The following is a 21,748-nucleotide window of genomic DNA, read 5'->3' as shown; positions in this document are numbered from 1 at the left end:
CTTAACAGCATGGAAATGGAGCCGCCCGCATGCCGAAGCCCGATCTGGCCAGTCTCGAAAAGACCATCGACAAGGCGTTCGAGGCGCGCGACGGCATTTCCACCGACACACGCGGCGAAGTCCGCGAGGCCATCGAGTCGGCTCTGAACTTGCTCGACAAGGGAACCGCCCGCGTTGCGGAACGCCAGGCCGACGGCACATGGCATGTCAATCAGTGGCTGAAGAAAGCCGTCCTCCTGTCCTTCCGGCTCAGCCCGATGGATATTATCGGCGGCGGCCCCGGCCAGGCCGTGTGGTGGGACAAGGTGCCGTCGAAATTCGACGGCTGGGGTGCGGTCGACTTCGAAAAGGCCGGCTTTCGCGCCGTGCCGCCGGCGGTCGTGCGGCGTTCGGCCTATGTGGCGCCGGGCGTCGTTTTGATGCCGTCCTTCGTCAATGTCGGTTCCTATGTCGATAGCGGCACCATGGTCGACACCTGGGCCTCGGTCGGTTCCTGCGCGCAGATCGGCAAGAACGTGCACCTGTCGGGCGGCGTCGGCATCGGCGGCGTGTTGGAGCCGATGCAGTCCGGGCCGACCATCATCGAGGATAATTGCTTCATCGGCGCGCGCTCCGAGGTCGTCGAAGGCTGCATCGTTCGCGAAGGCTCCGTGCTCGGCATGGGCGTCTTCATCGGCCAATCGACCAAGATCATCGACCGCGCCACCGGCGAAGTGTTCTACGGCGAAGTCCCAGCCAATTCCGTCGTCGTCGCGGGATCCCTGCCCGGCAAACCGCTGCCCAATGGCGAACCCGGCCCGAACCTCTATTGCGCGGTCATCGTCAAGCGGGTCGATGCAAAGACACGCTCCAAGACCTCGATCAACGAATTGCTGCGGGACTGATTTCGCGCTGAAACGCGCACCTCCAAGGGCGGCAATCAAACCCGTCGCCCCCTTCGGCCTCCCTTTGGGCCTTCAAGCCCCAGCCACTACGGAATGGAATGCCTTGCCCGGAAAATCGGAACTCATCTGGCTGTTCTTCAGGACATCGGGCCGCGTCAGCCGGATGGTCTATTTCCTTGGCGGGCTGCTGATTGCGCTGGCCCAGGTATTTCCGCTCTATCGCTTCACCCTGACGCCGGAAGGCACGACCGAGAGCGAAATCTGGGCCGCCCTTTTCATGGTCGCCTTCCTTAGCTCGCTCTGGTCGAACATCGCGCTGGCCGTGAAGCGGCTGCACGATTTCGGCAAGCCGGGATTGGCGGCGCTGTTGCTGTTCGTGCCGATCGTCTCGTTCATCGCCTTGTTCGTGCTCTGCCTGTTTCCGGGCGATCCCGAAGCCAATCGCTATGGCCGCCAGACCAACGCGCCGGATTGAGCCTCAGAGGCCTCTGGCGCAAATGTCGGCTGATGACAGGCCGCCGGCTTTCGACTATCGCTTGGCGCCATGATGATGCCTCTCGATCCCGCTGAAAACCTTGCAGCCCTGATCCGCTGCCCCTCCGTCACCCCTGCCGAAGGCGGGGCGTTATCGGTGCTCCAAGCCATGCTGGAGCCGCTCGGCTTTGCGGTCGAGCGCCCGGTCTTTTCCGAGGACGGCACGCCTTCCGTCGAAAACCTTTATGCCCGCCGCTCCGGCAACGGACCGCATCTGATGTTTGCCGGCCATACCGACGTCGTGCCGGTCGGCGACGAGGCGGCGTGGATGCATCCGCCCTTTTCCGCCGAAATTGCCAATGGCGAAATGTACGGTCGCGGCGCGGTCGACATGAAGGGCGGCATCGCCTGTTTCATCGCCGCAGTCGCGCGCCATGTCGAAAAGCACGGCGGGCCGAAGGGTTCGATCTCGCTGCTGATTACCGGCGACGAGGAAGGACCGGCCATCAACGGCACCACCAAGCTGCTCGACTGGGCAGCAGCCAAGGGCGAGACCTGGGATGCGGCCATCGTCGGCGAACCGACCAACCCGGACACGCTGGGCGATGGCATCAAGATCGGCCGGCGGGGGTCGCTGTCCGGCACCATCACCGTCAACGGCCGCCAGGGTCATGTCGCCTATCCGCACTTGGCCGACAATCCGGTGCGGGGCCTGATGAGCCTGATCGACGCGCTGCTTTTGCCGGTCTTCGACAAGGGCACGAAGGATTTCCAGCCGACCAACCTGGAAATCACCACCATCGATGTCGGCAACACGGCCACCAACGTCATTGCCGCCAAGGCGACGGCCACCTTCAACATCCGCTCCAACGACACCTGGAACGCCGAAACTATCCAGGCGGAAATTCACAACCGGCTCGATCGGGCGGCGCGGCGCAAGAAGTATCGCGCCGGGCGAAGCGAGCCCGTGGACTACGAACTGGTCTGGCGCGACCGGCCAAGCCATGTCTTTTTGACCCGCGACGACAAGCTGGTCCAGACGCTGAGCGGCTCCATCAATTCGGTGACCGGTAAAACCCCTGCCCTGTCCACATCCGGCGGCACCTCCGACGCCCGTTTCATCAAGGACTATTGTCCCGTGGTCGAATTCGGGCTGGTCGGCAAGACCATGCATATGGTGGACGAGCGGGTTGCCCTTGCCGATCTCGAGCAACTGACCCAAATCTATGAGCGTTTTCTCGAAGACTGGTTCAAGCAAGGCTGAGGGACAAGTCGATGCTGCTCTCGGCGGATGAAACACAGGCTTCGCTCACGGGCGCCTGGCGATTGATGCTGGGCAAGCCTGACGGCCTGCGCCTGCTCGACCTTTCCGCCGACGGCTTCTGGAATTCCTTCTATGCGATGGTTTTCGCCGTGCCTGCCCTTATCGTCGGCTGGGTCGGCATCGCCAATGAAATCGGCGACCCGGATGTCTTTGCCGGGCGCCTCGCAATGCTGTTTGGCCTGGCGGCGGTAGATTTCGGCGCCTGGGTACTGCCGCTGATCGGCCTTGCCCTGGTCGCGCCGCGCGCCGGCATCGGTGAACGTTTTGTCGCTTATGTGGTGGCCAGCAACTGGGCTTCCGCCATCATCGCGTGGCTGATGCTGCCCCCAGCGCTTATCCGGCTGTTTCTTCCCGCCAGCGACCCGACCGCCGGTTTCTTATCGCTGTTCTGCTTTCTGCTGTCGATGGTTCTTACCTGGCGCATGACCAACGCCGTGGTCGGCAAGGGTGCGGCCATCGGCACCGCCGTTTTCGTCGGCATGTTCGTGATTTCGCTCGTGGTGGTGTTTGCGCTGCAGGCGATGCTCGGCATCACCGTGCCGGAAACCGCCTAAAGCATTTCCGGATAGTCGACCTTCGTCAGAAAAAGCCCATCCGGCGGCGCAACCTGTCCGCAGGCGGCACGGTCGCGCGCGTCGAGCGCCGCCTTCAGCCTGTCGGCCGTCCATGCGCCGTCGCCGACCCGCTTCAGCGAACCGGCGATCGAGCGCACTTGGTTGTGCAGGAACGAGCGCGCCGATGCGCGAATTTCGATGACATCGCCGCTGCGCGTAACTTCCAGACGCTCCAGCGTCCGAACCGGGCTTTTGGCCTGGCATTGGGTCGAGCGGAAGGTGGTGAAATCATGCCGCCCGAGCAGCACTTTGGCGGCCTCGTGCATGGCAGCCGCGTCGAGCGGCTTCGGCACCCACCACACCTTGCCCATTTCGAGCGCTGCTGGCGCGCGCCGATTGAGGATGCGGTAAAGGTAATGACGGCCAAGCGCCGAAAAGCGGGCGTCGAATTCATCGGAAACCGGGGTAGCCTTCAGGATGGAAACCCGTTCGCCTGCCATCTGCAAATGCGCGTTGACGGCATCGCGCACCTTGTCGCCGGTCCAGTCTTTCGTCAGGTCGGCATGCGCCACCTGCCCGGTGGCATGGACGCCGGCATCGGTGCGGCCAGCGCCGCGCAACGCGATGGCGTCCCCGCTGAATTTCAGGATCGCGGTCTCTATCGCCTGCTGTACCGAGGGCTGGTCGGCCTGCCGCTGCCAGCCGGCATAGGCCGCGCCGTCATATTCGATGTCGAGGCGAAAGCGCGGCATCCCCCGGCAACAGGATCAGGCGGCCAGCGATTCGAAGGCCGTGGCATAAACGAGCAGGCCGATTTCCGGCGCTTCGCCCCATGCCAGCGCCTGCAATGCCGGTCCCTGATACGGGCTCTCGAACGCTGCCGCGCGTGCATGGGAATAGCCGAAGCGGCCGTAATAGGCCGGATCGCCCAGCACGATGGAAAGCTGTTCGCCGGCGGCTTTCAGCCTGATATGCGCCTCGCGGACCAGCGCGCCGCCGATGCCGGTGCCGTGGAACGAGTGATCGACCGCCAGCGGCGCAAGCGCGACGGCAGCGAAATCCTTGCCGCTCTCGTGCACGAACAGCCGCGAAAACAGGATATGGCCGACGACCTGTCCGTCTTCTTCGGCAATCAGTTCCACGATGGCGTCGCCATCGGCGACCAGGGCGTCGACCAGCCCAGCTTCCTGCTGTTGGCCGAACGCGTTTTTCTCAACCCGGCGGATTGCATCGCGGTCGCGTGGCGTTGCCGCCCGTATCGACATCATGCTCATGACAATTTCATTCCTTTTTCCATTCGTGTGCCGCGCCGGAACTCCGATGCGGCAACGGCCCGGCTTCCTGCCCGTTGCACTTCGACCAGCCGGACGGAACCTATGCCACAGGCGACAGTCAACTGATCGTCCAGCAGGCACCCCGGCTCGCCAGTGCCTTCGGCAAGCCCCGAACGCAGCAATTTCAGCCGCTCCATGCGGCCGCCGATTTCCACTTCGCACCATGCGCCCGGAAATTGCGACAGGCCGCGAATATGGTTGTGCACCTCATCCGCGGGAAGCGTCCAATCGACGCGGGTTTCCCCTTTATCGATCTTTCTGGCGTAGGTCACCCCTTCGGCCGCTTGAGGCGCAAAGCCGAGTTCTCCCGCTTCCAGCCGCGCCACCGCCTCGACCATTAACCCTGCGGCGCGCTCCATCAAGGCGTCGTGCAGTGCGCTGGCGGTCATATCCGGGCCGATCGCGACCTTGTCGACCATCGCCACCGGTCCGGTATCCAGGCCGGCCTCCATCTTCATTACCATCATGCCGGTTTCCGTGTCGCCAGCCATGATGGCGCGCTGGATGGGGGCGGCACCGCGCCAGCGCGGCAAAAGCGAGGCATGCCCATTGAGGCAACCAAGGCGCGGCGCATCGAGGATGGCCTGCGGCAAGAGCAGTCCGTAGGCGACGACAACACCAACATCGGCATTCAAGGCGTGAAAAGCCGCCTGCTCGGCCTCGGCCTTCAGCGATGTCGGCGTTCGCACCTCCAGCCCCAACCGCTCGGCTTCGCGCTGGATGGGCGACGGCGTCAATTCCAGCCCGCGGCGGCCCGCTGCGCGCGGCGGCTGCGTATAGACGGCGACGATCTCATGCCCGGCCTGCGCCAGCGCACGGAGCGTCGGCACGGAGAAATCCGGCGTGCCCATGAAGACGATGCGGAGCGGCATTTTTATGCCCTCAGCTTGCCCGGTTGCTGTTCCTTGGCGATCTTCTTGAACCGGCGGATGACAATATCGCGCTTGAGCTTGGAAATATGGTCGATGAACAGGACGCCGTCGAGGTGGTCGATCTCATGCTGCAGGCAGGTCGCCATCAAGCCTTCCGCCTCGATCTCCTGGCTGGCGCCACGGCGGTCGAGATATTTCACCCGCACCGACGCCGGGCGCTCGACCTCGGCGTAATAATCCGGGATCGACAAACAACCCTCTTCGTAGACCGAGCGGTCGTCGGTGCGAGCCAGAATTTCGGGGTTGATGAAGACGTGCGGCGCGGGGTCGTCGCCTTCCTTGGCGAGGTCGATGACCAGCACGCGCAGCGGCTCGCCCACCTGGATTGCCGCAAGGCCGATGCCCGGCGCGTCGTACATCGTCTCCAGCATATCGTCGGCCAGTTTGCGCAACGGCGCGTCGACCCGTTCGACGGGTTTGGAAACCTGACGCAGGACCGGATCGGGCAGGATGATGAGCGGCTTTATCGACATTCGCCTCACCTAAGACCTCACACAAACAGCGTCAACGCCCGCAAGCTTATTGTTCACGTTTTGATCTGACGCGATCGGTCGAATCGGCTATGCTGTCCCCATGAATGAGACAAGTGCTGCCTTTTCCGAACCGATAATCCGGCTCGGCGCGACGACGATTACGCTTGGCCAGATGCTGGTTTTTGGCGGCGTCGTATTTTTTCTTCTACTTGCGGCGCTTGTGATCGCCCTGTGGCGCTCGGCCAAGGCGCGTGCGGCTGCGGCCGCTGAGGCTGCCGAGCACGCCCGCGACGCGGAAGCCCGCATGGCCGGCATCCTGCAATCCCAGGCCGAGATGCAGGGGCGCATGGGGGCCATCGCCGACGTATTTGGCGCACGCCAGGCCGAACTGACACAATCCATCGGGCAACGTCTGGACGCCATGACCGGGCGGCTCGGCCAAACGATGACCGAACAGACGAAATCCACCCATGAGAGCCTTGCCCGGTTGCAGGAGCGGCTTGCCGTCATCGATACCGCGCAAAACAACATCCAGTCGCTGGCCGGCCAGGTGGTGCAGTTGCAGGCGATCCTGTCCAACAAGCAGACGCGCGGCGCGTTCGGACAATCGCGCATGGAGGCGATCGTCGCCGACGGCCTGCCGATGGGGTCGTTCGAGTTCCAGGCGACGCTGTCCAACGGCAGCCGGCCCGATTGCCTGATAAAAATGCCGAACGGCGCGCCGGCGCTCGCCATCGACGCGAAATTTCCGCTGGAAGCGTGGAACGCCATTCGCGCGGCCGACGGTCCGGACCTGCAGAAGGTCGCGGCGCAGGCGTTCCGGCGCGACATCGAAGTGCATGTTCGCGATATTTCGGAAAAATACCTGATCCAGGGCGAGACGCAGGACACGGCCTTCATGTTCGTACCCTCGGAATCGGTCTTTGCCGAGATCCACGAGAATTTCGAGGCCATCGTCCACAAGGCGCACCGTGCCCGCATCGTCATCGTCTCGCCCTCGCTGCTGATGCTGTCGATCCAGGTCATCCAGGCGATCCTCAAGGATGCGCGGATGCGCGAACAGGCGCATCTGATCCAGGGCGAGGTAATCCGGCTGATGGAGGATGTGGCGCGCGTCGACGAGCGCGTGCGCAAGCTGCAAACGCATTTCGGCCAGTCCGCCAGGGATATCGAGGACATTCTGGTCTCGACGTCGAAGGTTACGAAGCGCGGCCAGAAGATCGAGGCGCTGGAATTCGGCACTCCGCCCGATGACGCGAAGGAGGATACCGACGCGCCGCCGCCCAAGCCGGCCATGCGGGCCGCCGATTCGAAGACCGGGCAGCTTCGCCTGAGAGTGGTCGAGGGCGAAGACTGACCCGTCCAAGGATCAAGTGCGGCCGCCCAAGGGGTGCCCGAATGTGCGAGTCTGGCCGTTCCGCGCCCGATTCAACCCGAAAAAGGGTGTATTTTCACGGCAACACCCCGGAATTTCATGCCAGTTATGCGGGATTGTCGCTTGAATTCTCGCATTCCGCGCGTATGTAAGCGACGCGAATTGACTTCAAGGAAGTGGACTTGGCTATCTATAGGGAAAAAGACGTTTTCGAGCGGCGTAATGCTGCAAACGAGGCAAAAAAGGCGCTTCTGGAGCGCTTCAAGGCAAAACCGGCGGCGGATGATCCCGCAGTGCTGGCGCGGCAGGCGGAACGCAAGGCCATTTTGGAAGCCCGCACGATACGCGAAGCCGAAAAGGCAAGGCTGAAGCAGGAAAAACTGGCACGCGAGGCGGCAGAGAAAGCCGAACGCGAGGCTGCGGCGGAAGCGGCGCGGATCGTTGCGGAAGAAGAAGCGCAGGCCGAAGCCAAGCTTCGCGAGGCAGAAGAGACCGAGCGTATCGCTCGCCTCCTGTCGGACGACGCGGAACGCAAGGCCAAGCGCGATGCACGCTACGCAGCGCGCAAGCAGCGTGGCGGGCGGACGCCTCCAGGCTTTACGGCGCGCTGACGCATCCGGCTCCGGCCGTAAGCATCCAAATTGAAAAACCGGCATGCCCTCGCGGCAATGCCGGTTTTTGGCGTTTCGCCGGTTTTCAATGCATGTCGCCTGAAAGTGGGAACCGGTTTCGGGGCAACGACATGCATCAAAACAAGGGCTTGAAACGCACCGCATGGTCCCATTCAGGTGTGACGCGTTGTAGCCGCCGATTTTTGGCTTCACATGTTTCAAGAGCATCGGACCGAAAAGCCTGGTCCGGTATTCGGTTGTTCCGATGCTCTGTGAAAACGTCAGGCCGCCAGTTTCAACCCAAGGATGCCGCAAACGATCAGCGCGATGCAGCCAAGCCTGATTGCAGTCGCCGGCTCGCCCAGCAGCCAGATGCCGAGCAGTGCCGTTCCCACGGTGCCGACCCCGGTCCACACGGCATAGCCCGTTCCGACCGGCAGCGTCTTCAGCGCGAGGCCGAGCATGGCCATGCTGATAATCATCGATACTACGGTAAGGAACGTCGGCAGCGGTCGGGTAAAACCGTCCGTGTATTTCAAGCCGATTGCCCAGCCGATTTCAAACAGGCCGGCAATAAACAGAATGGTCCACGCCATCGAAGAACTCCGTCGATTTGGCGGGTCGTCCCGGCTGACTGTTCATAAGACCGCAGGGTCGTCCCTGCAGGAATAGCAAATCGGATCGGCAGTCGCACCAGCGCCGACGCACGATCGAAATCTCGACTAGTTCAGGATAGCGAAAATCGCCGCCGACAACCCGTTCCCTGGGCGGTGGATCGTGCGCTATTTGTCCTTCAGCCGCGTCGCCTTGACCGGCGGCGCTTTCAGCGCCGGTTCTGGCGCCGGCTTCTTGGCATCCTTCTTCGGTTTGCGGGCTTCCTTGCCTGCCTTCATCGCACCTTTGGCCATGATTCGCTCCTGCGGTTGGCTAGATTGGATAGAACCAATAGTTTGACGCGTCCGCAAGGCCCATGAAAAGCCGAGCGATGAAAAACTGGGCGCTTCCAGCGGCGGCACTATGTAGCGTTGATCTGCTTTCATGGAGTGACAATGGCGGCACATAGCGGGTCAAAAGTCGTTATCTACGCGGCGCTTGTGGGCAATCTGGCCATCGCGCTGACAAAATTCGCCGCCGCTTTCTTTACCGGCAGTTCGGCGATGCTTTCGGAAGGCGTGCACTCGCTGGTCGACACCGGCAATGGCGGCCTGCTGCTCTATGGCATGCACCGCGCAGCCCGGCCCGCAGACCGCATGCATCCGCTCGGTCACGGCCGCGAGCTCTATTTCTGGAGCTTTATCGTAGCACTTCTGGTTTTCGCGCTGGGTGCGGGGGTCTCTTTCTACGAAGGCGTCACCCACATCATGACGCCCGAACCGGTCTCCAATCCCAAGGTGAACTATATTGTGCTCGGTCTGTCCTTCCTGTTCGAAGGCAGTACATGGTGGATCGCACTGAAGGAATTCCACAAGACCAAGGGCAAGCTCGGCTGGTTCAAGGCCGTTCATGTGAGCAAGGACCCCAGCGTCTACACCATCCTGTTCGAGGACAGTGCGGCGCTTCTCGGCCTTGTCGTCGCCTTCGCCGGCATCCTGGCCGCCGAACTGCTGGACATGCCGGAACTAGACGGCGTCGCCTCGATAGGGATCGCGCTCATTCTCGGTGCAACCGCGATCTTCCTCGCCCGCGAAAGCAAGAGCCTGTTGATGGGCGAGCCCGCATCACCAGCCATGCAGAAAAAGATCCTGAAAATCGTCCAGCAGGACCCCGCCGTGCAGCGGGCCAACGGCGTTCTCACCGTGCATATGGGGCCGCAGGAGATCGTCGCCGGCCTCAGCATCGAGTTCGAGGACCGCCTTGCCGCGCCCGAGATCGAGGCGTGCGTGGAGCGGCTGGAAGCCCGGCTCAAGGCGGACGTGCCGGAGATCACCAGCCTGTTCGTCAAGCCGCAGACCGCCGGCACCTGGGAACAACGCCGGCAGGTGATCGCGGAGGACGACGCGAGCGAGTGAGGCTACATGGACTTACCCATGCGCGACCATGACGTGGCGGACGGCCGTATAATCCTCCAGCGCATAGAGCGACATATCCTTGCCGTAGCCGGACTGTTTCAGCCCGCCATGCGGCATCTCGTTGGTCAGCATGAAGTGCGTGTTGATCCAGGTGCAGCCATATTGCAGCCGGGCAGCGGTCGCCATGGCGCGCGAGACGTCCTTGGTCCAGATAGAGGAAGCGAGCCCATAGTCGCTGTCATTGGCCCAGTTGACCGCCTCGTCCGTGTCCGAAAAGCGCGTGACGGAGACGACCGGCCCGAACACCTCACGGCGCACGATCTCGTCTTCCTGCAGAGCACCGGCAACCACGGTCGGCTGGTAGAAGAAGCCGGAGCCGTCGCCCGGCTTGCCGCCGGTGGTGATTTCGATGTGCTTCAGTTCCGAGGCGCGCTCGACGAAGCTTGCGACGCGGTCGCGCTGGCGCATCGAGATCAGCGGGCCGATCTCGTTTTCCGTGTCGTCGGGCCGATTGTATTTGATGGTCGAGACCGCCGACGACAGGTCGGCGACGAGCTTGTCGTAAATCTTCTTACCGGCATAGATGCGGCAGGCGGCGGTGCAGTCCTGCCCGGCATTGTAGTAGCCGAAGGCGCGCAGGCCGCTGACCACGGCATCAAGATCGGCATCGTCGAAGACAATGACAGGTGCCTTGCCGCCCAGTTCCAGATGCGTGCGCTTGACCGATTTCGCGGCCGCCTGAAGCACCTTCTTGCCGGTGGCGACATCACCGGTGATCGAGATCATGTTGACCTTCGGGTGGTTGATCAGCGGGCTGCCGACGCTTTCGCCACGGCCGAGAACGACACTGACCACGCCTTCGGGCAAAACTTCGGCAAAAATCCTGGCCAGCTTCAGCGCCGTCAGCGGCGTCTGTTCCGAAGGCTTGAAGACGACCGTGTTGCCTCCGGCAATCGCTGGCGCCAGTTTCCACGCCATCATCATCAGAGGGTAGTTCCACGGCGCGATGGAGGCGACGATGCCGATCGGGTCGCGGCGCACCATCGAGGTGTGGCCGGGGATGTATTCGCCGGCAACGACGCCGGGCATGGAGCGCACCGCGCCGGCAAAGAAGCGCCAGCAATCGACAATAGCCGGGATTTCGTCGTTGAGAACGGCGTTGATCGGCTTGCCGCAATTCAGCGCTTCAAGGGCTGCAAATCCTTCCGCCTCCGCTTCGATGCGGTCGGCGATCTTCAACAGGTAGCCCGAGCGCTGCGCCGGCGTGGTGCGCGACCAGGTGACGAACGCCTTTTCGGCGGCGGCCACCGCCGCCTCGATCTGAGCGGGGCCGGCTTCCGGCAGGTTGAAAATGGTTTCGCCGGTCTTCGGATTGAGGACGGCCTCCTCGGATTCCGTGCCCTTCTCGAACTTCGAGCCAATCAGCATCTCGGTGTCCATTTATCTTCCTCCTACGGTGATCCAGTGCGTCCTTCGAGGCCCGCTTCGCGGGCACCTCAGGATGAGGGAGTTGGTGCTGCCTTCCTCATCCTGAGGCGTGAGGCGATAGCCGAGCCTTGAAGGATGCACCTTCTCGTTTCATTTGCCCGAACCGGCGATCTGGTCGCCGTCGCGGGTCAGGTAATAGGCGGCAAGGATCGGCAGCAGCGTCACCAGCACCACGACCATGGCGACGACATTGGTGACCGGGCGCTGGCGCGGGCGGATCAGTTCCTCCAGCATCCAGATCGGCAGCGTCTGCTGCTGGCCGGCGGTGAAGGTGGTGACGATGACCTCGTCAAAGGACAGCGCGAAGGCAAGCATGCCGCCGGCAAGAAGCGCCGTCGCGATATTGGGCAGCACGACATGGCGAAAGGTCTGGAAACCGTCCGCGCCGAGATCCATCGACGCCTCGATCATCGAACCGGAAGTGCGCCGGAAGCGGGCGACGGCGTTGTTGTAGACCACGACAACGCAGAAGGTGGCGTGGCCGAGCACGATCGTCCAGAACGAGAACGGGATCTCGGCCAGCGAAAAGGCCGAGCGCAACGCGATGCCGGTGATGATGCCGGGCAGCGCGATCGGCAGGATGACCAGCAGCGAAATCGTTTCGCGACCGAAGAATTTGGTACGGCTGACGGCGGCGGAGCAGAGCGTGCCGAGCACCAGCGCGATCAGCGTCGAAATGCTGGCCACCCGCACCGACAGCGACAGCGCCTGCCATACGTCAGGCCGGTTCCAGGTAACGGCGAACCATTGCGTCGTCAGGCCGGGCGGCGGCCACGCAAAACTCTTTTCCTCGGTGGTGAAGGCATAGACGAAGATCAGCAGGATCGGCAGGTGCAGGAACGAAAGCCCGCAACCGGCGGCGATTTTCAGGCCAAGCGGCGTGCGTTGAGAACGGTCAGAGCGCATCGAAGGCCCCCAAGCGCTTGGCGCCCCACAGATAGAAACCCATGATGACGATGGGCACCACGGTGAAGGCGGCGGCGAGCGGAATGTTGCCGGCGGTGCCCTGCTGGGCATAGACCGCCTGACCGATGAACAGGCGCGACGTGCCGATGATCTGCGGGATGATGTAGTCACCGAGCGTCAGCGAGAAGGTGAAGATGGAGCCGGCGACGATGCCGGGCAACGCAAGGGGAAACAAAACGTTGCGGAAGGTCTGGCCGGGCGATGCGCCGAGGTCGGAAGATGCCTCTACCAGATTGCGGGGTACGCGCTCCAGTGCCGCCTGCATCGGCAGGATCATGAAGGGCAGCCAGACATAGACGAAGACGATGAAGGTGCCGGTGAAGGACACCGACAGCGAGTTTCCGCCGACATAGGGCAGCGACAGCCAGGCGTCGAGTACCCACAGCAGATGCAGCTTTGCCAGCACCCAGGTCAAAATGCCTTCCTTGGCGAGGATGAGCTTCCAGGCGTAGATTTTCACCAGATAGCTTGACCACAGCGGCAGCATGACGCCAAGATAGAACAGCACCTTCCAGCGGCCTTGCGCATAGCGGGCAGCGTAGTAGGCGATGGGGAACGCGACCACGACAGAGGCCAGCGTGACGCAGGCAGCCATCGTCACCGTGCGCAGGATGATGTCGAGATTGGCTGGCCGGAACAGGTCGCCATAGGTCTTCAACGTGAACTGATAATTGATGAGGCCGGAAAACTCGTCGATGGAAAAGAAGCTTTGCGCCAGGAGTGCAATGAGCGACCCGATATAGACGATGCCCAGCCACAGCACCGGCGGCAACAGCATCAGCATCAGCAAAAATTTCGGCCTGCGCCAGAAAAGGTCAGACAGAGCGCCGCGCATGCCACCGCTGCCGGGCAGAACGGCGGGCGCGGCGTTTGCGGGGATGGTGGCGGCGGTCATGACGCCTCATCCATCAGGTGCAAATGCTCGCGGTTGAAAGTGAGCATCACCGCCTCGCCCGCTTCCGGCAAGGCGGCGCCGGCGGGCACCGTGGCGTGCAGTTGCAACCCTTCGACATCGAGCAGAAGCTTGGTGGTGGCGCCGAGATAGTTGGTGGAAATGAGACGCGCGGGCACGCCGTCGCCCGTTGACGTGCGGGCAATGCGGATGGATTCCGGCCTGAGGCTGCCCCAGCGATGCTGGCCCGACCAGCGCTTGACGAAATCCGGTGGCAGGACGTTGGACGAGCCGACGAAATCGGCGACGAAGCGCGTCGCCGGGCGTTGATAAATGTCTTCCGGAGAGCCGACCTGCATGATCTTACCGTCGTTGAAGACGGCGACGCGGTCGGCCATCGACAGCGCCTCGCCCTGGTCGTGGGTGACGAAGACGAAAGTGATGCCGAGCGCCCTTTGCAGCGCCTTCAGCTCTTCCTGCATATTTTCCCGCAGCTTGAGATCAAGCGCGCCGAGCGGTTCGTCCAGCAGCAGCACCTTGGGCTGGTTGACCAGGGCACGGGCGAGCGCCACGCGCTGGCGCTGACCACCGGAAAGCTGGCCGGGGCGGCGCGCACCGTAGCCGGGAAGCTGGACAAGCGCCAAGGTGTCCTCGGCCGCCTTGTGACGCTCCGCCTTGCCGACACCCTTGACCATCAGCCCGTAGGCAACGTTGTCGAGCACGCTCAGATGCGGAAACAGGGCGTAATCCTGAAACACTGTGTTGACGTTGCGCCGGTAAGGCGGGACGCCTTCGGCACGCTCGCCGAAGATCGAGATCGAGCCGGCGGTCGGCTGCTCGAAGCCGGCGATCAGGCGCAGGCAGGTGGTCTTGCCGGAGCCAGACGGCCCGAGCATGGCGAAGAACTCGCCGGGCGCGACGTCGAGGTCGACCGCATCGACGGCGCGCACGCTGCCGAAATGGCGAGAGACTTGTCGGAAGGATACGGCTGCGGTCATGGGTTCAGTTTTCTACCGATTCAACGCTGTAGGATTTGATGCAGCGAACACTCCTATCCGCCTCGCTTCGCAGAGCGAGGAAGCGCTGCCGCAATGCCGAGCTTCCCCAGCTTGGGTTCCTCGCCCCTTTAGGGGGAGAGGTGCCGAGCAAAGCGAGGCGGAGAGGGAGATGCAGGACGTAGCGTCCTGTATCCCATCGCCCTAGGCCTCAGCGGCCGCCGATAACGCCGATGTAATCGGACACCCAGCGGTAATAAGGCACGCACTGGTTGTCCTGGCTGGCGCATTGGGTCACCGGCGTCTTCCAGAACTTGATCTTCTCAAAATCCTCGAAGCCGTTGGTCTTGCAGCCTTCGTCGGTCAAAAGCTCGTTGCCCTTACAGGCGGCGGGGACGGCGGGGTTGGAGCCGAACCAGGCGGCGAGGTCACCCTGCAGCTTGGACGACAGCGAATGCTCCATCCACATGTAGGCGCAGTTCGGATGGGCGGCATCGACATGCATCATGGTGGTGTCGGCCCAGCCGGTCGCCCCTTCTTCAGGGATAGTGGAAGCGACGGGCTGCTTCTCGCTGGCCAAGAGGTTGACCTGGAACGGCCACGAGCCGGAGGCGACGACGCCCTCGTTCTTAAAGTCGTCAACCTGGATCATGGCGTCGTGCCAGTAGCGGCCGACCAGCGTGCGCTGCACGCGCAACAAGTCGAGGGCCGCCTTGTACTGGTCTTCGTTCAGCTCATAGGGGTCCTTGATGCCGAGTTCCGGCTTGTGGGCCATCAGATAGTTGGCGGCGTCGGCGATATGGATGGCGCCGTCATAAGCCTGGACGCGGCCCTTGTTGGGCTTGCCGTCCGGGAAATCCATTGGCTCGAACACGACGTTCCAGCTTTTCGGCGCTTCCTTGAAGACGTTGGTGTTGTACATCAAAACGTTCGGCCCCCACTGATAGGGCACACCGTAATGGACGTCGTTGACGGTGAACCACGGCGCATTCTGCAGCCGCTCGTCGACCGTTTTCCAGCTTGGAATGAGATCAGTGTTGATCGGCTGCACGCGCTTGCCGGCAACCATGCGCAGCGAGGAATCGCCCGAAGCGGTGACGAGGTCGAAGCCGCCCTCGTTCATCAGCGCGACCATCTCGTCGGAAGTCGCCGCCGTCTTGGCCGTCACCATGCAGCCGGTCTTCTTTTCGAAATCGGTGACCCAGTCATAGGCCTTGTCGCTCTCGCCGCGCTCGACATAGCCCGGCCACGCGACGATGCTGACCGCGCCCTCGCCCTTGCCCAGTTCCTTGAGCATTTCCTGCGCGGTGGCCTGCCCGGCGAAGGTCAGCGCGATGGTAAATGCCGTACACGACTTCAGGAATGAATTCATTGGTCGATCCTCCCATGTGGACGGCCGCTCTCCCGTTGCCGCCCGATGCGTGCGACAAGGTGTCGTGAAATCGCCGCATTCGCAAATTCATTTATCAGAACGTCGCTATCGGTTTTACCGATACCAAGAAGCCTCAGATGCGCTGCCGAACCGTGCGCTGCGATTGCGCGATGCCGATGAAATCGCGCGCCGCCTGCGGCAGACCGGAACCTCGCCGCCACACCATGCCCACCTGCACCACCGGCAAGGAGCCGGACATGTCGCGGCTCTCGATGCGGTCGCCTTCCAGCGACCACGGCCGGTAGACGAGGTCCGGCAGCAACGCCAGCCCGGCTCCCGTCGCCACCAGGCTGCGCACGGCTTCCACCGAGCGGGTGCGAAAGGCGACGTTGGGTTTGGCGCCGATTGCCGCCAGCAGTTTGCCTGTGCTTTCCTCGATTTCGTCCAGGGTCAGCATGATCAGCGGCTCGCCTGCAAGGTCGCCGATGCCGATGATCTCGGTCGAGGTCAGCCGGTGACCGAGCGGCAACCACAACCGGTAGGCCGAGACTTCGAGGATTTCGGATTGCAGCGCCATGCGGTCGCGCAAATTGGTGGTGACCATCACCGCGATGTCCAACTTGCCGCCGATCAGCAAATGTTCGAGGTAATCGCCATTGTCCTCGATGGCCGAAACCTCGACGCCGGGATAGGCTCGGCGGTAGCGCGCCAGGAGGTCGGACAGGACGTAACCGGCGACGAGAGATGTCACGCCGAGGTGCAACTTGCCGCCAGCGGCCACCTGCTCGTCGGAAAAGGCGCGCCGCGCATCCGAGACATCCGCCAGGATTTTCGTCGCGTGGCGCAGGAACTGGTGGCCCTTGTGGGTGATGTTCAGGCCGCGCGAATGGCGCTCGAACAGTTCGACGCCTAGGTCGTACTCCAGTTCCTTGATCGCTTCGGTCACCGACGATTGCGAGATGGAAAGGTTCTGGGCAGCGCCCGATACCGTGCCCTGCTCGGCCACCGCGACGAAAAACTGCAACTGCCGGATCGAAAACGCCATACCGGCACTTAACCACGGATCGGGGGGCGCGCGAAAGCAGCGGGCGGTGGCGGCCTGAACCGCGCGGCAAAGCTTTCCTCACGCCAATGCGTGCCGAATGCGGTGCCGACCAGCAGCAGGCAGAAGCCGAGAGCCAGCGGCGAATAGAACGCTTCTTCCTGCAGGACGGCATTGGTGGAAATGGTGACGATGCCGACAAAGGCGAACATGAATTCCGGGTTGCCTGTTTTCAAAAGCAGTTTTCGCGCGGTGTTGGCAAGGGCGGCCAGAAAACCGAAGAACACGACGCTGCCGACGCCCATCTGGTAGAGCATCACGCCCACAGCACTTTCGACCGGGACGGCGGCGACACCGGCCGCCTGCGCACGATCCCAGTCGAGATTGAAGCTGGTGCTTGACAGATTGCCGCCTATGCCCAGCCCCTGCCCGAGCGGATTGCCAAGGAAACCCCGCACGCCGGCGACAAGGCCAAGCACGTGATAGTCGCCATGAGTAATGCCGTAGCCGATCGCCGCGGCGATCCAGGTTCCGGCAGCAACCAGGACGCCGAGCAGGGTCAGCCTCAGGCCCAGCGGGCGCTGCGCGAAGCGTACGAAAAACGCCAGCGCAACCATGAACATCGCACCCTTTGAGCCGATGACCAGCAACAGCGGCAGGGCGGCAAGCGGCAGCAGCCAGCGCCCCTTGAACAACAGCCAGACCGAAAGCACGCCGAGCGCATAGGCATAGGAGATCGGGTGGAAATTAGGCCCGCCGATGCGAAAGACCGGTGGAAACAGATCCGCAAACAACGGCGTGTTGAAAAAGGTGGTGGTCATCACGTCTTGCAGGCCGCGCAGCACGAAGCCCGTCTGCTGCATGGTTTTTTCCCAGTACCCCGTATCGATCTGGCGATGCATGCCGCGCACGATATAAAGGTCGCCGTTGAACAGACCCAGGAAGTCCATCGTAAACGTAAGCTCGCAATAGCCATAGACGATGATGCCCGCGCCCAGCCAAAACAGGGTTTTGCGCAGATCGATCCGGTAGAGGCTCGCCGACACCAGCCCGATGTGAAAACAGGCCAGCGGCGTGATGGTGTTGCGGAAGTAGATGATGGAATCCTTCGGCGCGCCGCGTACCGCGCCCAGCAGCATGTAGAAGACAATAAGGCCGGCCAGCGCCATTCCCCACAACAGCCAGGGCCGCGCCTGCGTGACAGCGCGCAGGCGCACCTGGAACGAAGCGGCCAGGAACGCGCCATAGGCCGTCATCAGCACCACGAAATTGGCGCCGCGCAGCGCATCGAAGGCATTGTTGTCGGGTATGTAGGGCGTGAACCAGGCCACGATCATGTTCTGGAACAGGAAGGCGCAGGCAATGGCGGTGGGCACGCTGGCAGGAAGGGCGGTGGAAACTAGCAGGGTCAGCACGAAGGCGGCGGCGGCGCCGAAGATCGTCGACACCGCGAAGCTCGATACGGACGCGCCGATGAGAAGCAGCGCCACGACGATATGCAAGGCCGCTTCCGCGCCCGGCTGAGGCATGCGGCGTGCCGGATTCGTGCCAAGGGATGCGGCCAGCGACGCCATCTAAGCTCCCGTCAAGGCTTCGATCATCGAAAGATCGAAGCCTTGCGTGCTCGTCCGGTCCTTGATGAAGCCGAAACCCTGGTCCAGTTCCCAATAGACCCAGCCGATGCCGTTCGCCTGGGCTGCCTGCCGCACCGCCCGCACCCAGGTCGCGCGGCTCTTCGGATCGACGCAGAAATCGAGAACGCCGAATTCATCAACAATTGCCGGGCAGCGGTTGCTGGCCGACCATTGACCGAGCGTGGCGAAATCGGCGGCGATGCTCGCGGTCGTCCACGGGTGGGAAAATTGCTCCTTCAGGAAGGCGGTTGCTGCCTCGTCGCCGGACTGGCCAAGCTTGTCGAAAAGCGCCTTGACCTGCGGCGTATCCACGGTGGCTGGAAACGGCAGATTGGCGAGACGGCCAAGCGGCGAGGCGTCCCAATTCTCGCATTGATGGGTAAAGCCCATCGGCGTGTAGTAATGCACCGCAACGACGGCGTTGTCGTCGGCAAGCCTTGGCGTATCGGCCAGTTCCCATATGCCCTGATACGGAGCCGTCCCCCAGACGATCGTGTGGCGGGGGCATCTGGCGCGAACGGTTTGCGCAAGCCGGTCGCGCAGGCGCAGCCATGAAGCCGGCTCCATCGGCGGTTCGTTCAACAGTTCCGCATAGACCTTGCCGGCCGGCGTATCCGCCAGCATCGGCGCAAGCGCTTCCCACGCCTCGACTGCCTGCTGCTCGCCTTCAGGTGAACCGCTGCGCAATGCGGATGCGAACTTGTCGGCCGGATGCAGGTCGACAATCACCGAAAAACCCAGGGCGGTCATTTGCGAAACGGCGCTGGCGATCCGTCCGAGCATGACCGCACGCGCCGAGATTCCCGACAAAAGAGGATCGGCGGCGACCGGCAGGCGGACCGTCTCAAACCCCAGCCCTTGAAGCTTTTCGAGTGTCGCCCTGGCCGGAGCCGCACCGTCCTCGCGATCGACCCAGCCGGGTAGATTGAAGCCGCGGCTCGGCGCGACAGGTTCGGCGCCTTGCGAGGCGAAGGCCGGCAAGGATTGCGCGGCAAGGATTGCGGCCAATCCGCTGCCTAGCTGGCGACGCGTTATCGCCGATGGCAAAGTCGTTTGCTGGCGCTCGCGACCGGACACGCTTCGTCACCCCTGCGCCGCGACGGTTTTCCGGCGCGGACTTTCGTTGGCGGCGACGGGTCGAGCTTGCGCGCCGCCCATCGCTGGACGATCGCGGACCTGCTCGATCACCAGCGTTGCCGTCCGGGCGACATTTGGGGGGGCAAGCCTTTGCCGCAACCACGCCGCGCCGTTGCCACGCTGGGCAGGCGTCAGCGCAAAAATCGCCATATCGGCGCCGTTCGCCAGAGCCGGGCTGTAGAGCGGATCGGCCATCGGACGACCGACAACCAGCGCGAAATCGAAAGCGCCCCGCTGCTCGGCCAATATGGCGGAGATCGCACCCGAATTGTCCATCGGGCCGTTCTTGCCCATGACGGTCGCGTCCACCAGCACTGTCGGCAGGCCGCTGGCCGGGTCGATCATCGGCCTTCTGCTGCGCAAGGCCGGCAGTTGGCGCGACTGTCCGGCGATTTCGATGACAAGCACCCGCTCCTTTATGTGCTGAAGCCCGATGCCGATCAGCGCGGCGGCAAGATTGCGCTCGCTGCCCTTTTGGATCGAAGAGAAAAACAGCACGTAGGGCTTCGGGTGCTCGCTCAAGCGATTGGTGACCTGGACCAGCACGTGCTGCATGGAAAGCAAAAACGGCGTGCTGTCGAACTGCCGCACCTTGAGCGCAATGGCATGAACCCCGCCCCGCGCGGTCCCGTCCGGCGTCGCAGGCACCGCATAGGCGCCCAAATCGACAAGGCCCGACGCCCTGGCGACGGTAGGACGCCTCCCGAATTTCGGCGAACCGCCCGGATTCTTGTTATCCGGCGCCTTGTGGGCGCGCGAGAGCAAGCCTTTCGAGCCCACTTTCACCGGCCCCAGCATCAGCGCAAGCGCGCAACCGATGATCAGCCCCAGAACCCCGCTTACCGCCAGCAGCAGCTTGGGCTTCGGCCAGGTCGGCTGCAGGGGTGGCACCGCTTCTGAGATCTCGCGCACCTGCGAAATCTGCATGCCCTGCATATGAAGCGTTTCCTGTGAGCGCTTCAGGAAATCGTCGAGCACGGCGCGCGCCGCGTCCGCGTTGCGCTGCAATTGGCGCAACTGCACCTGCGCGAGATTGGATTCGTTGGAATTGCCGCGCAGGCCATTGAGCTTGGCCCGCAACTGGCTGACATTCTTGGCAGCGATGTCGCGGCTGGCCTTCAGTTCCTGGGTGATGCGCTGGGCTTCCCTGACCATCAGGCTGTGCATCTTGGCGAGTTCAGCCGAAAGCCGGGCGATCGTGGGATGCTTCGGGCCGAGGTCGGCCTGGGCGCTGGCAAGGCTGGCGGCGCGATCGTTATAATCCTGCCTCAGCTTTTCCGCCGTGCTGGAACTCAGGATCGCGGAAAGCCTGCTCAAGCCCTCAGGCGACGTTCCGGCGGCCACCGCCTGATCGTAGCGGCTCTGCGCCTGATCGGCCAGATCCTGTGCGGCGACAAGCTGCGAACTGAACTGGTCGATCTGCGATTGCAGCGTGCCGCCCGCATTGGCGTCGAAGATATTGTTCTCGAACTTGAAATCCTGGATCGCGCGCTCGGCGTTGCTGACGGCGGTCTGCATGCCACCGATCTTGTCGGTCAGCATCGTATTGGCTTCGCTGTTTGCCGTTTCCTTTTCGCCGGAACGGCTGGCCTTGTAGCGCGCGACGATAGCCTTGACGATGCGCGCCGCCTTTTCAGGATCTTCCGATTTGAAGCTGATATCGATGACGTAGGTCAGCCCTTCGCGATCGACGGAAACATTGCCGCGGAAGCGCTGGAAAATAGCGTCCCGGTCCAGAGGCCGGCTCGCCCGAAACAACGAAAACAGGCCGCCGCCCGAAAATTCCGGGTCGTCTTTCAGGCCCTCGGAGTCGAACACGGAATTGAGCAGGTCGGTCGAATTGATGACGGCAACCTGACTGGCGATTGCCGCGCTGTCCGCGCCGATGCCCGGCAAGACATTGTCGAAACTGGTCGCGCGCGAATCACGCGGGTCGACGAGGATCGAAGCGGTAGCCGTGTAGACCGGCTTGGTGACGGCAAGATAAAGCGCGGCCACCATGACGGCAGCGCCGACGGTAACCAGGATCAGGATACGGCGATCCCACAGGGTCTTCAGCACAGCGCCGATATCGAACAAGGGCGGAAGATCGCGATCGTCTGCGATGGCTGGGCTCATCGAGCAAGGTTCCTTATCGAGGGCACGCGAGCCCGATCTTAGAAACACACCATGCGCAATCAACGTTAGCAGTTGGTTAAGGTTATCGGAATTTTAATGTCGGCCTTAATCGTGCCGGCAGCGGCGCGGCCCTA

At 62.9% G+C, this 21,748-nt stretch carries 22 protein-coding genes; 7 read left to right on the top strand and 15 right to left on the bottom strand.

Annotated features, from left to right (window positions below):
* The first annotated feature begins 29 nt into the window (after window positions 1-29).
* From dapD to ACX3P0_RS17895, 4 genes are all read left to right on the top strand, one after another.
* Window positions 30-884 carry a 2,3,4,5-tetrahydropyridine-2,6-dicarboxylate N-succinyltransferase gene (gene dapD, locus ACX3P0_RS17910; RefSeq protein WP_459090536.1) on the top strand — a complete coding sequence of 285 codons (855 nt, stop codon included), beginning with the start codon at window positions 30-32 and terminating at the stop codon, window positions 882-884.
* A gap of 103 nt (window positions 885-987) precedes the next feature.
* On the top strand, window positions 988-1,359 hold the full coding sequence (locus tag ACX3P0_RS17905; protein WP_459090534.1) for a DUF805 domain-containing protein: 372 nt from the start codon (window positions 988-990) through the stop codon (window positions 1,357-1,359).
* A 69-nt stretch (window positions 1,360-1,428) separates the two neighbouring features.
* On the top strand, window positions 1,429-2,622 hold the full coding sequence (gene dapE, locus ACX3P0_RS17900) for a succinyl-diaminopimelate desuccinylase (protein WP_459090532.1): 1,194 nt from the start codon (window positions 1,429-1,431) through the stop codon (window positions 2,620-2,622).
* Window positions 2,623-2,636: 14 nt separating this feature from the next.
* Window positions 2,637-3,236 carry a transporter gene (locus ACX3P0_RS17895; protein ID WP_459080374.1) on the top strand — a complete coding sequence of 200 codons (600 nt, stop codon included), beginning with the start codon at window positions 2,637-2,639 and terminating at the stop codon, window positions 3,234-3,236.
* Here the strand turns inward: ACX3P0_RS17895 and truA are convergent.
* The 4 genes from truA to def are packed head-to-tail and all read right to left on the bottom strand — an operon-like array spanning window position 3,233 to window position 5,975.
* Window positions 3,233-3,988, bottom strand: a complete 756-nt coding sequence (gene truA / locus ACX3P0_RS17890) for a tRNA pseudouridine(38-40) synthase TruA (protein WP_459090530.1) — start codon at window positions 3,986-3,988, stop codon at window positions 3,233-3,235. The two genes, ACX3P0_RS17895 and truA, sit on opposite strands and share 4 nt — an antisense overlap.
* A gap of 15 nt (window positions 3,989-4,003) precedes the next feature.
* Entirely contained in the window at window positions 4,004-4,510 is a 507-nt protein-coding gene (locus ACX3P0_RS17885; protein ID WP_459090528.1) for a GNAT family N-acetyltransferase, read from the bottom strand.
* On the bottom strand, window positions 4,507-5,442 hold the full coding sequence (fmt, locus tag ACX3P0_RS17880; protein WP_459090526.1) for a methionyl-tRNA formyltransferase: 936 nt from the start codon (window positions 5,440-5,442) through the stop codon (window positions 4,507-4,509). The genes ACX3P0_RS17885 and fmt overlap by 4 nt, the downstream gene beginning before the upstream one ends.
* 2 nt (window positions 5,443-5,444) lie before the next feature.
* Entirely contained in the window at window positions 5,445-5,975 is a 531-nt protein-coding gene (gene def, locus ACX3P0_RS17875; RefSeq protein ID WP_459090524.1) for a peptide deformylase, read from the bottom strand.
* Window positions 5,976-6,075: 100 nt separating this feature from the next.
* Here def and ACX3P0_RS17870 point away from each other — a divergent pair, with 100 nt between their 5' ends.
* Window positions 6,076-7,332 (top strand): DNA recombination protein RmuC, encoded by a 1,257-nt coding sequence (locus ACX3P0_RS17870; protein WP_459080252.1) that lies wholly within the window; start codon window positions 6,076-6,078, stop codon window positions 7,330-7,332.
* A gap of 200 nt (window positions 7,333-7,532) precedes the next feature.
* Window positions 7,533-7,961, top strand: a complete 429-nt coding sequence (locus ACX3P0_RS17865; protein ID WP_459090522.1) for a DUF6481 family protein — start codon at window positions 7,533-7,535, stop codon at window positions 7,959-7,961.
* A gap of 281 nt (window positions 7,962-8,242) precedes the next feature.
* Here the strand turns inward: ACX3P0_RS17865 and sugE are convergent, their stop codons facing one another.
* Both sugE and ACX3P0_RS17855 read right to left on the bottom strand, forming a co-directional pair.
* Window positions 8,243-8,557 carry a quaternary ammonium compound efflux SMR transporter SugE gene (sugE, locus tag ACX3P0_RS17860; protein ID WP_459090520.1) on the bottom strand — a complete coding sequence of 105 codons (315 nt, stop codon included), beginning with the start codon at window positions 8,555-8,557 and terminating at the stop codon, window positions 8,243-8,245.
* Between the two features lie 186 nt (window positions 8,558-8,743).
* Window positions 8,744-8,869 carry a hypothetical protein gene (locus tag ACX3P0_RS17855; RefSeq protein ID WP_459090518.1) on the bottom strand — a complete coding sequence of 42 codons (126 nt, stop codon included), beginning with the start codon at window positions 8,867-8,869 and terminating at the stop codon, window positions 8,744-8,746.
* A gap of 141 nt (window positions 8,870-9,010) precedes the next feature.
* Here ACX3P0_RS17855 and ACX3P0_RS17850 point away from each other — a divergent pair, with 141 nt between their 5' ends.
* On the top strand, window positions 9,011-9,970 hold the full coding sequence (locus tag ACX3P0_RS17850) for a cation diffusion facilitator family transporter (RefSeq protein ID WP_459080255.1): 960 nt from the start codon (window positions 9,011-9,013) through the stop codon (window positions 9,968-9,970).
* 12 nt (window positions 9,971-9,982) lie between these two features.
* Here the strand turns inward: ACX3P0_RS17850 and ACX3P0_RS17845 are convergent, their stop codons facing one another.
* The 9 genes from ACX3P0_RS17845 to ACX3P0_RS17805 form a co-directional block, all read right to left on the bottom strand.
* The gene (locus tag ACX3P0_RS17845) at window positions 9,983-11,410 is read right to left on the bottom strand and encodes a gamma-aminobutyraldehyde dehydrogenase (RefSeq protein ID WP_459080256.1); all 1,428 of its coding nucleotides are present in this window, start codon (window positions 11,408-11,410) and stop codon (window positions 9,983-9,985) included.
* 138 nt (window positions 11,411-11,548) lie between these two features.
* Complete coding sequence (locus ACX3P0_RS17840; protein ID WP_459080257.1) at window positions 11,549-12,364, bottom strand: ABC transporter permease; 816 nt, start codon at window positions 12,362-12,364, stop codon at window positions 11,549-11,551.
* Entirely contained in the window at window positions 12,354-13,319 is a 966-nt protein-coding gene (locus ACX3P0_RS17835; RefSeq protein WP_459090516.1) for an ABC transporter permease, read from the bottom strand. Before ACX3P0_RS17835 ends, ACX3P0_RS17840 begins: the two co-directional genes overlap by 11 nt.
* The gene (locus ACX3P0_RS17830) at window positions 13,316-14,314 is read right to left on the bottom strand and encodes an ABC transporter ATP-binding protein (RefSeq protein WP_459090514.1); all 999 of its coding nucleotides are present in this window, start codon (window positions 14,312-14,314) and stop codon (window positions 13,316-13,318) included. The genes ACX3P0_RS17835 and ACX3P0_RS17830 overlap by 4 nt, the downstream gene beginning before the upstream one ends.
* A gap of 208 nt (window positions 14,315-14,522) precedes the next feature.
* Entirely contained in the window at window positions 14,523-15,683 is a 1,161-nt protein-coding gene (locus tag ACX3P0_RS17825; protein ID WP_459090512.1) for an ABC transporter substrate-binding protein, read from the bottom strand.
* Window positions 15,684-15,816: 133 nt separating this feature from the next.
* Window positions 15,817-16,728, bottom strand: coding sequence for a LysR family transcriptional regulator (locus tag ACX3P0_RS17820; protein WP_459080261.1), 912 nt, complete (start codon window positions 16,726-16,728; stop codon window positions 15,817-15,819).
* A gap of 8 nt (window positions 16,729-16,736) precedes the next feature.
* The gene (locus tag ACX3P0_RS17815) at window positions 16,737-18,299 is read right to left on the bottom strand and encodes a hypothetical protein (RefSeq protein ID WP_459090510.1); all 1,563 of its coding nucleotides are present in this window, start codon (window positions 18,297-18,299) and stop codon (window positions 16,737-16,739) included.
* Window positions 18,300-19,367, bottom strand: coding sequence for a glycoside hydrolase family 5 protein (locus ACX3P0_RS17810; RefSeq protein ID WP_459090508.1), 1,068 nt, complete (start codon window positions 19,365-19,367; stop codon window positions 18,300-18,302).
* A 75-nt stretch (window positions 19,368-19,442) separates the two neighbouring features.
* The gene (locus ACX3P0_RS17805) at window positions 19,443-21,614 is read right to left on the bottom strand and encodes a GumC family protein (RefSeq protein ID WP_459090507.1); all 2,172 of its coding nucleotides are present in this window, start codon (window positions 21,612-21,614) and stop codon (window positions 19,443-19,445) included.
* Between the last annotated feature and the right edge of the window lie 134 nt (window positions 21,615-21,748).

The sequence above is a fragment of the Mesorhizobium sp. A556 genome, assembly GCF_054489545.1.
The sequence above is the reverse complement of the archived record's forward strand: the minus strand, read 5'-3'. Positions and strand labels throughout refer to the sequence as shown.

What these genes read in the sequence shown, in the direction of transcription:
- ACX3P0_RS17835 (WP_459090516.1), bottom strand. Translation starts at nt 13,319, where the DNA reads ATGACCGCCGCCACCATCCCCGCAAACGCCGCGCCCGCCGTTCTGCCC.
- truA (WP_459090530.1), bottom strand. Translation starts at nt 3,988, where the DNA reads ATGCCGCGCTTTCGCCTCGACATCGAATATGACGGCGCGGCCTATGCC.
- ACX3P0_RS17815 (WP_459090510.1), bottom strand. Translation starts at nt 18,299, where the DNA reads ATGGCGTCGCTGGCCGCATCCCTTGGCACGAATCCGGCACGCCGCATG.
- def (WP_459090524.1), bottom strand. Translation starts at nt 5,975, where the DNA reads ATGTCGATAAAGCCGCTCATCATCCTGCCCGATCCGGTCCTGCGTCAG.
- ACX3P0_RS17825 (WP_459090512.1), bottom strand. Translation starts at nt 15,683, where the DNA reads ATGAATTCATTCCTGAAGTCGTGTACGGCATTTACCATCGCGCTGACC.
- ACX3P0_RS17845 (WP_459080256.1), bottom strand. Translation starts at nt 11,410, where the DNA reads ATGGACACCGAGATGCTGATTGGCTCGAAGTTCGAGAAGGGCACGGAA.
- fmt (WP_459090526.1), bottom strand. Translation starts at nt 5,442, where the DNA reads ATGCCGCTCCGCATCGTCTTCATGGGCACGCCGGATTTCTCCGTGCCG.
- ACX3P0_RS17805 (WP_459090507.1), bottom strand. Translation starts at nt 21,614, where the DNA reads ATGAGCCCAGCCATCGCAGACGATCGCGATCTTCCGCCCTTGTTCGAT.
- ACX3P0_RS17840 (WP_459080257.1), bottom strand. Translation starts at nt 12,364, where the DNA reads ATGCGCTCTGACCGTTCTCAACGCACGCCGCTTGGCCTGAAAATCGCC.
- ACX3P0_RS17820 (WP_459080261.1), bottom strand. Translation starts at nt 16,728, where the DNA reads ATGGCGTTTTCGATCCGGCAGTTGCAGTTTTTCGTCGCGGTGGCCGAG.
- ACX3P0_RS17830 (WP_459090514.1), bottom strand. Translation starts at nt 14,314, where the DNA reads ATGACCGCAGCCGTATCCTTCCGACAAGTCTCTCGCCATTTCGGCAGC.
- ACX3P0_RS17850 (WP_459080255.1), top strand. Translation starts at nt 9,011, where the DNA reads ATGGCGGCACATAGCGGGTCAAAAGTCGTTATCTACGCGGCGCTTGTG.
- ACX3P0_RS17885 (WP_459090528.1), bottom strand. Translation starts at nt 4,510, where the DNA reads ATGAGCATGATGTCGATACGGGCGGCAACGCCACGCGACCGCGATGCA.
- dapD (WP_459090536.1), top strand. Translation starts at nt 30, where the DNA reads ATGCCGAAGCCCGATCTGGCCAGTCTCGAAAAGACCATCGACAAGGCG.
- dapE (WP_459090532.1), top strand. Translation starts at nt 1,429, where the DNA reads ATGATGATGCCTCTCGATCCCGCTGAAAACCTTGCAGCCCTGATCCGC.
- ACX3P0_RS17855 (WP_459090518.1), bottom strand. Translation starts at nt 8,869, where the DNA reads ATGGCCAAAGGTGCGATGAAGGCAGGCAAGGAAGCCCGCAAACCGAAG.
- ACX3P0_RS17870 (WP_459080252.1), top strand. Translation starts at nt 6,076, where the DNA reads ATGAATGAGACAAGTGCTGCCTTTTCCGAACCGATAATCCGGCTCGGC.
- sugE (WP_459090520.1), bottom strand. Translation starts at nt 8,557, where the DNA reads ATGGCGTGGACCATTCTGTTTATTGCCGGCCTGTTTGAAATCGGCTGG.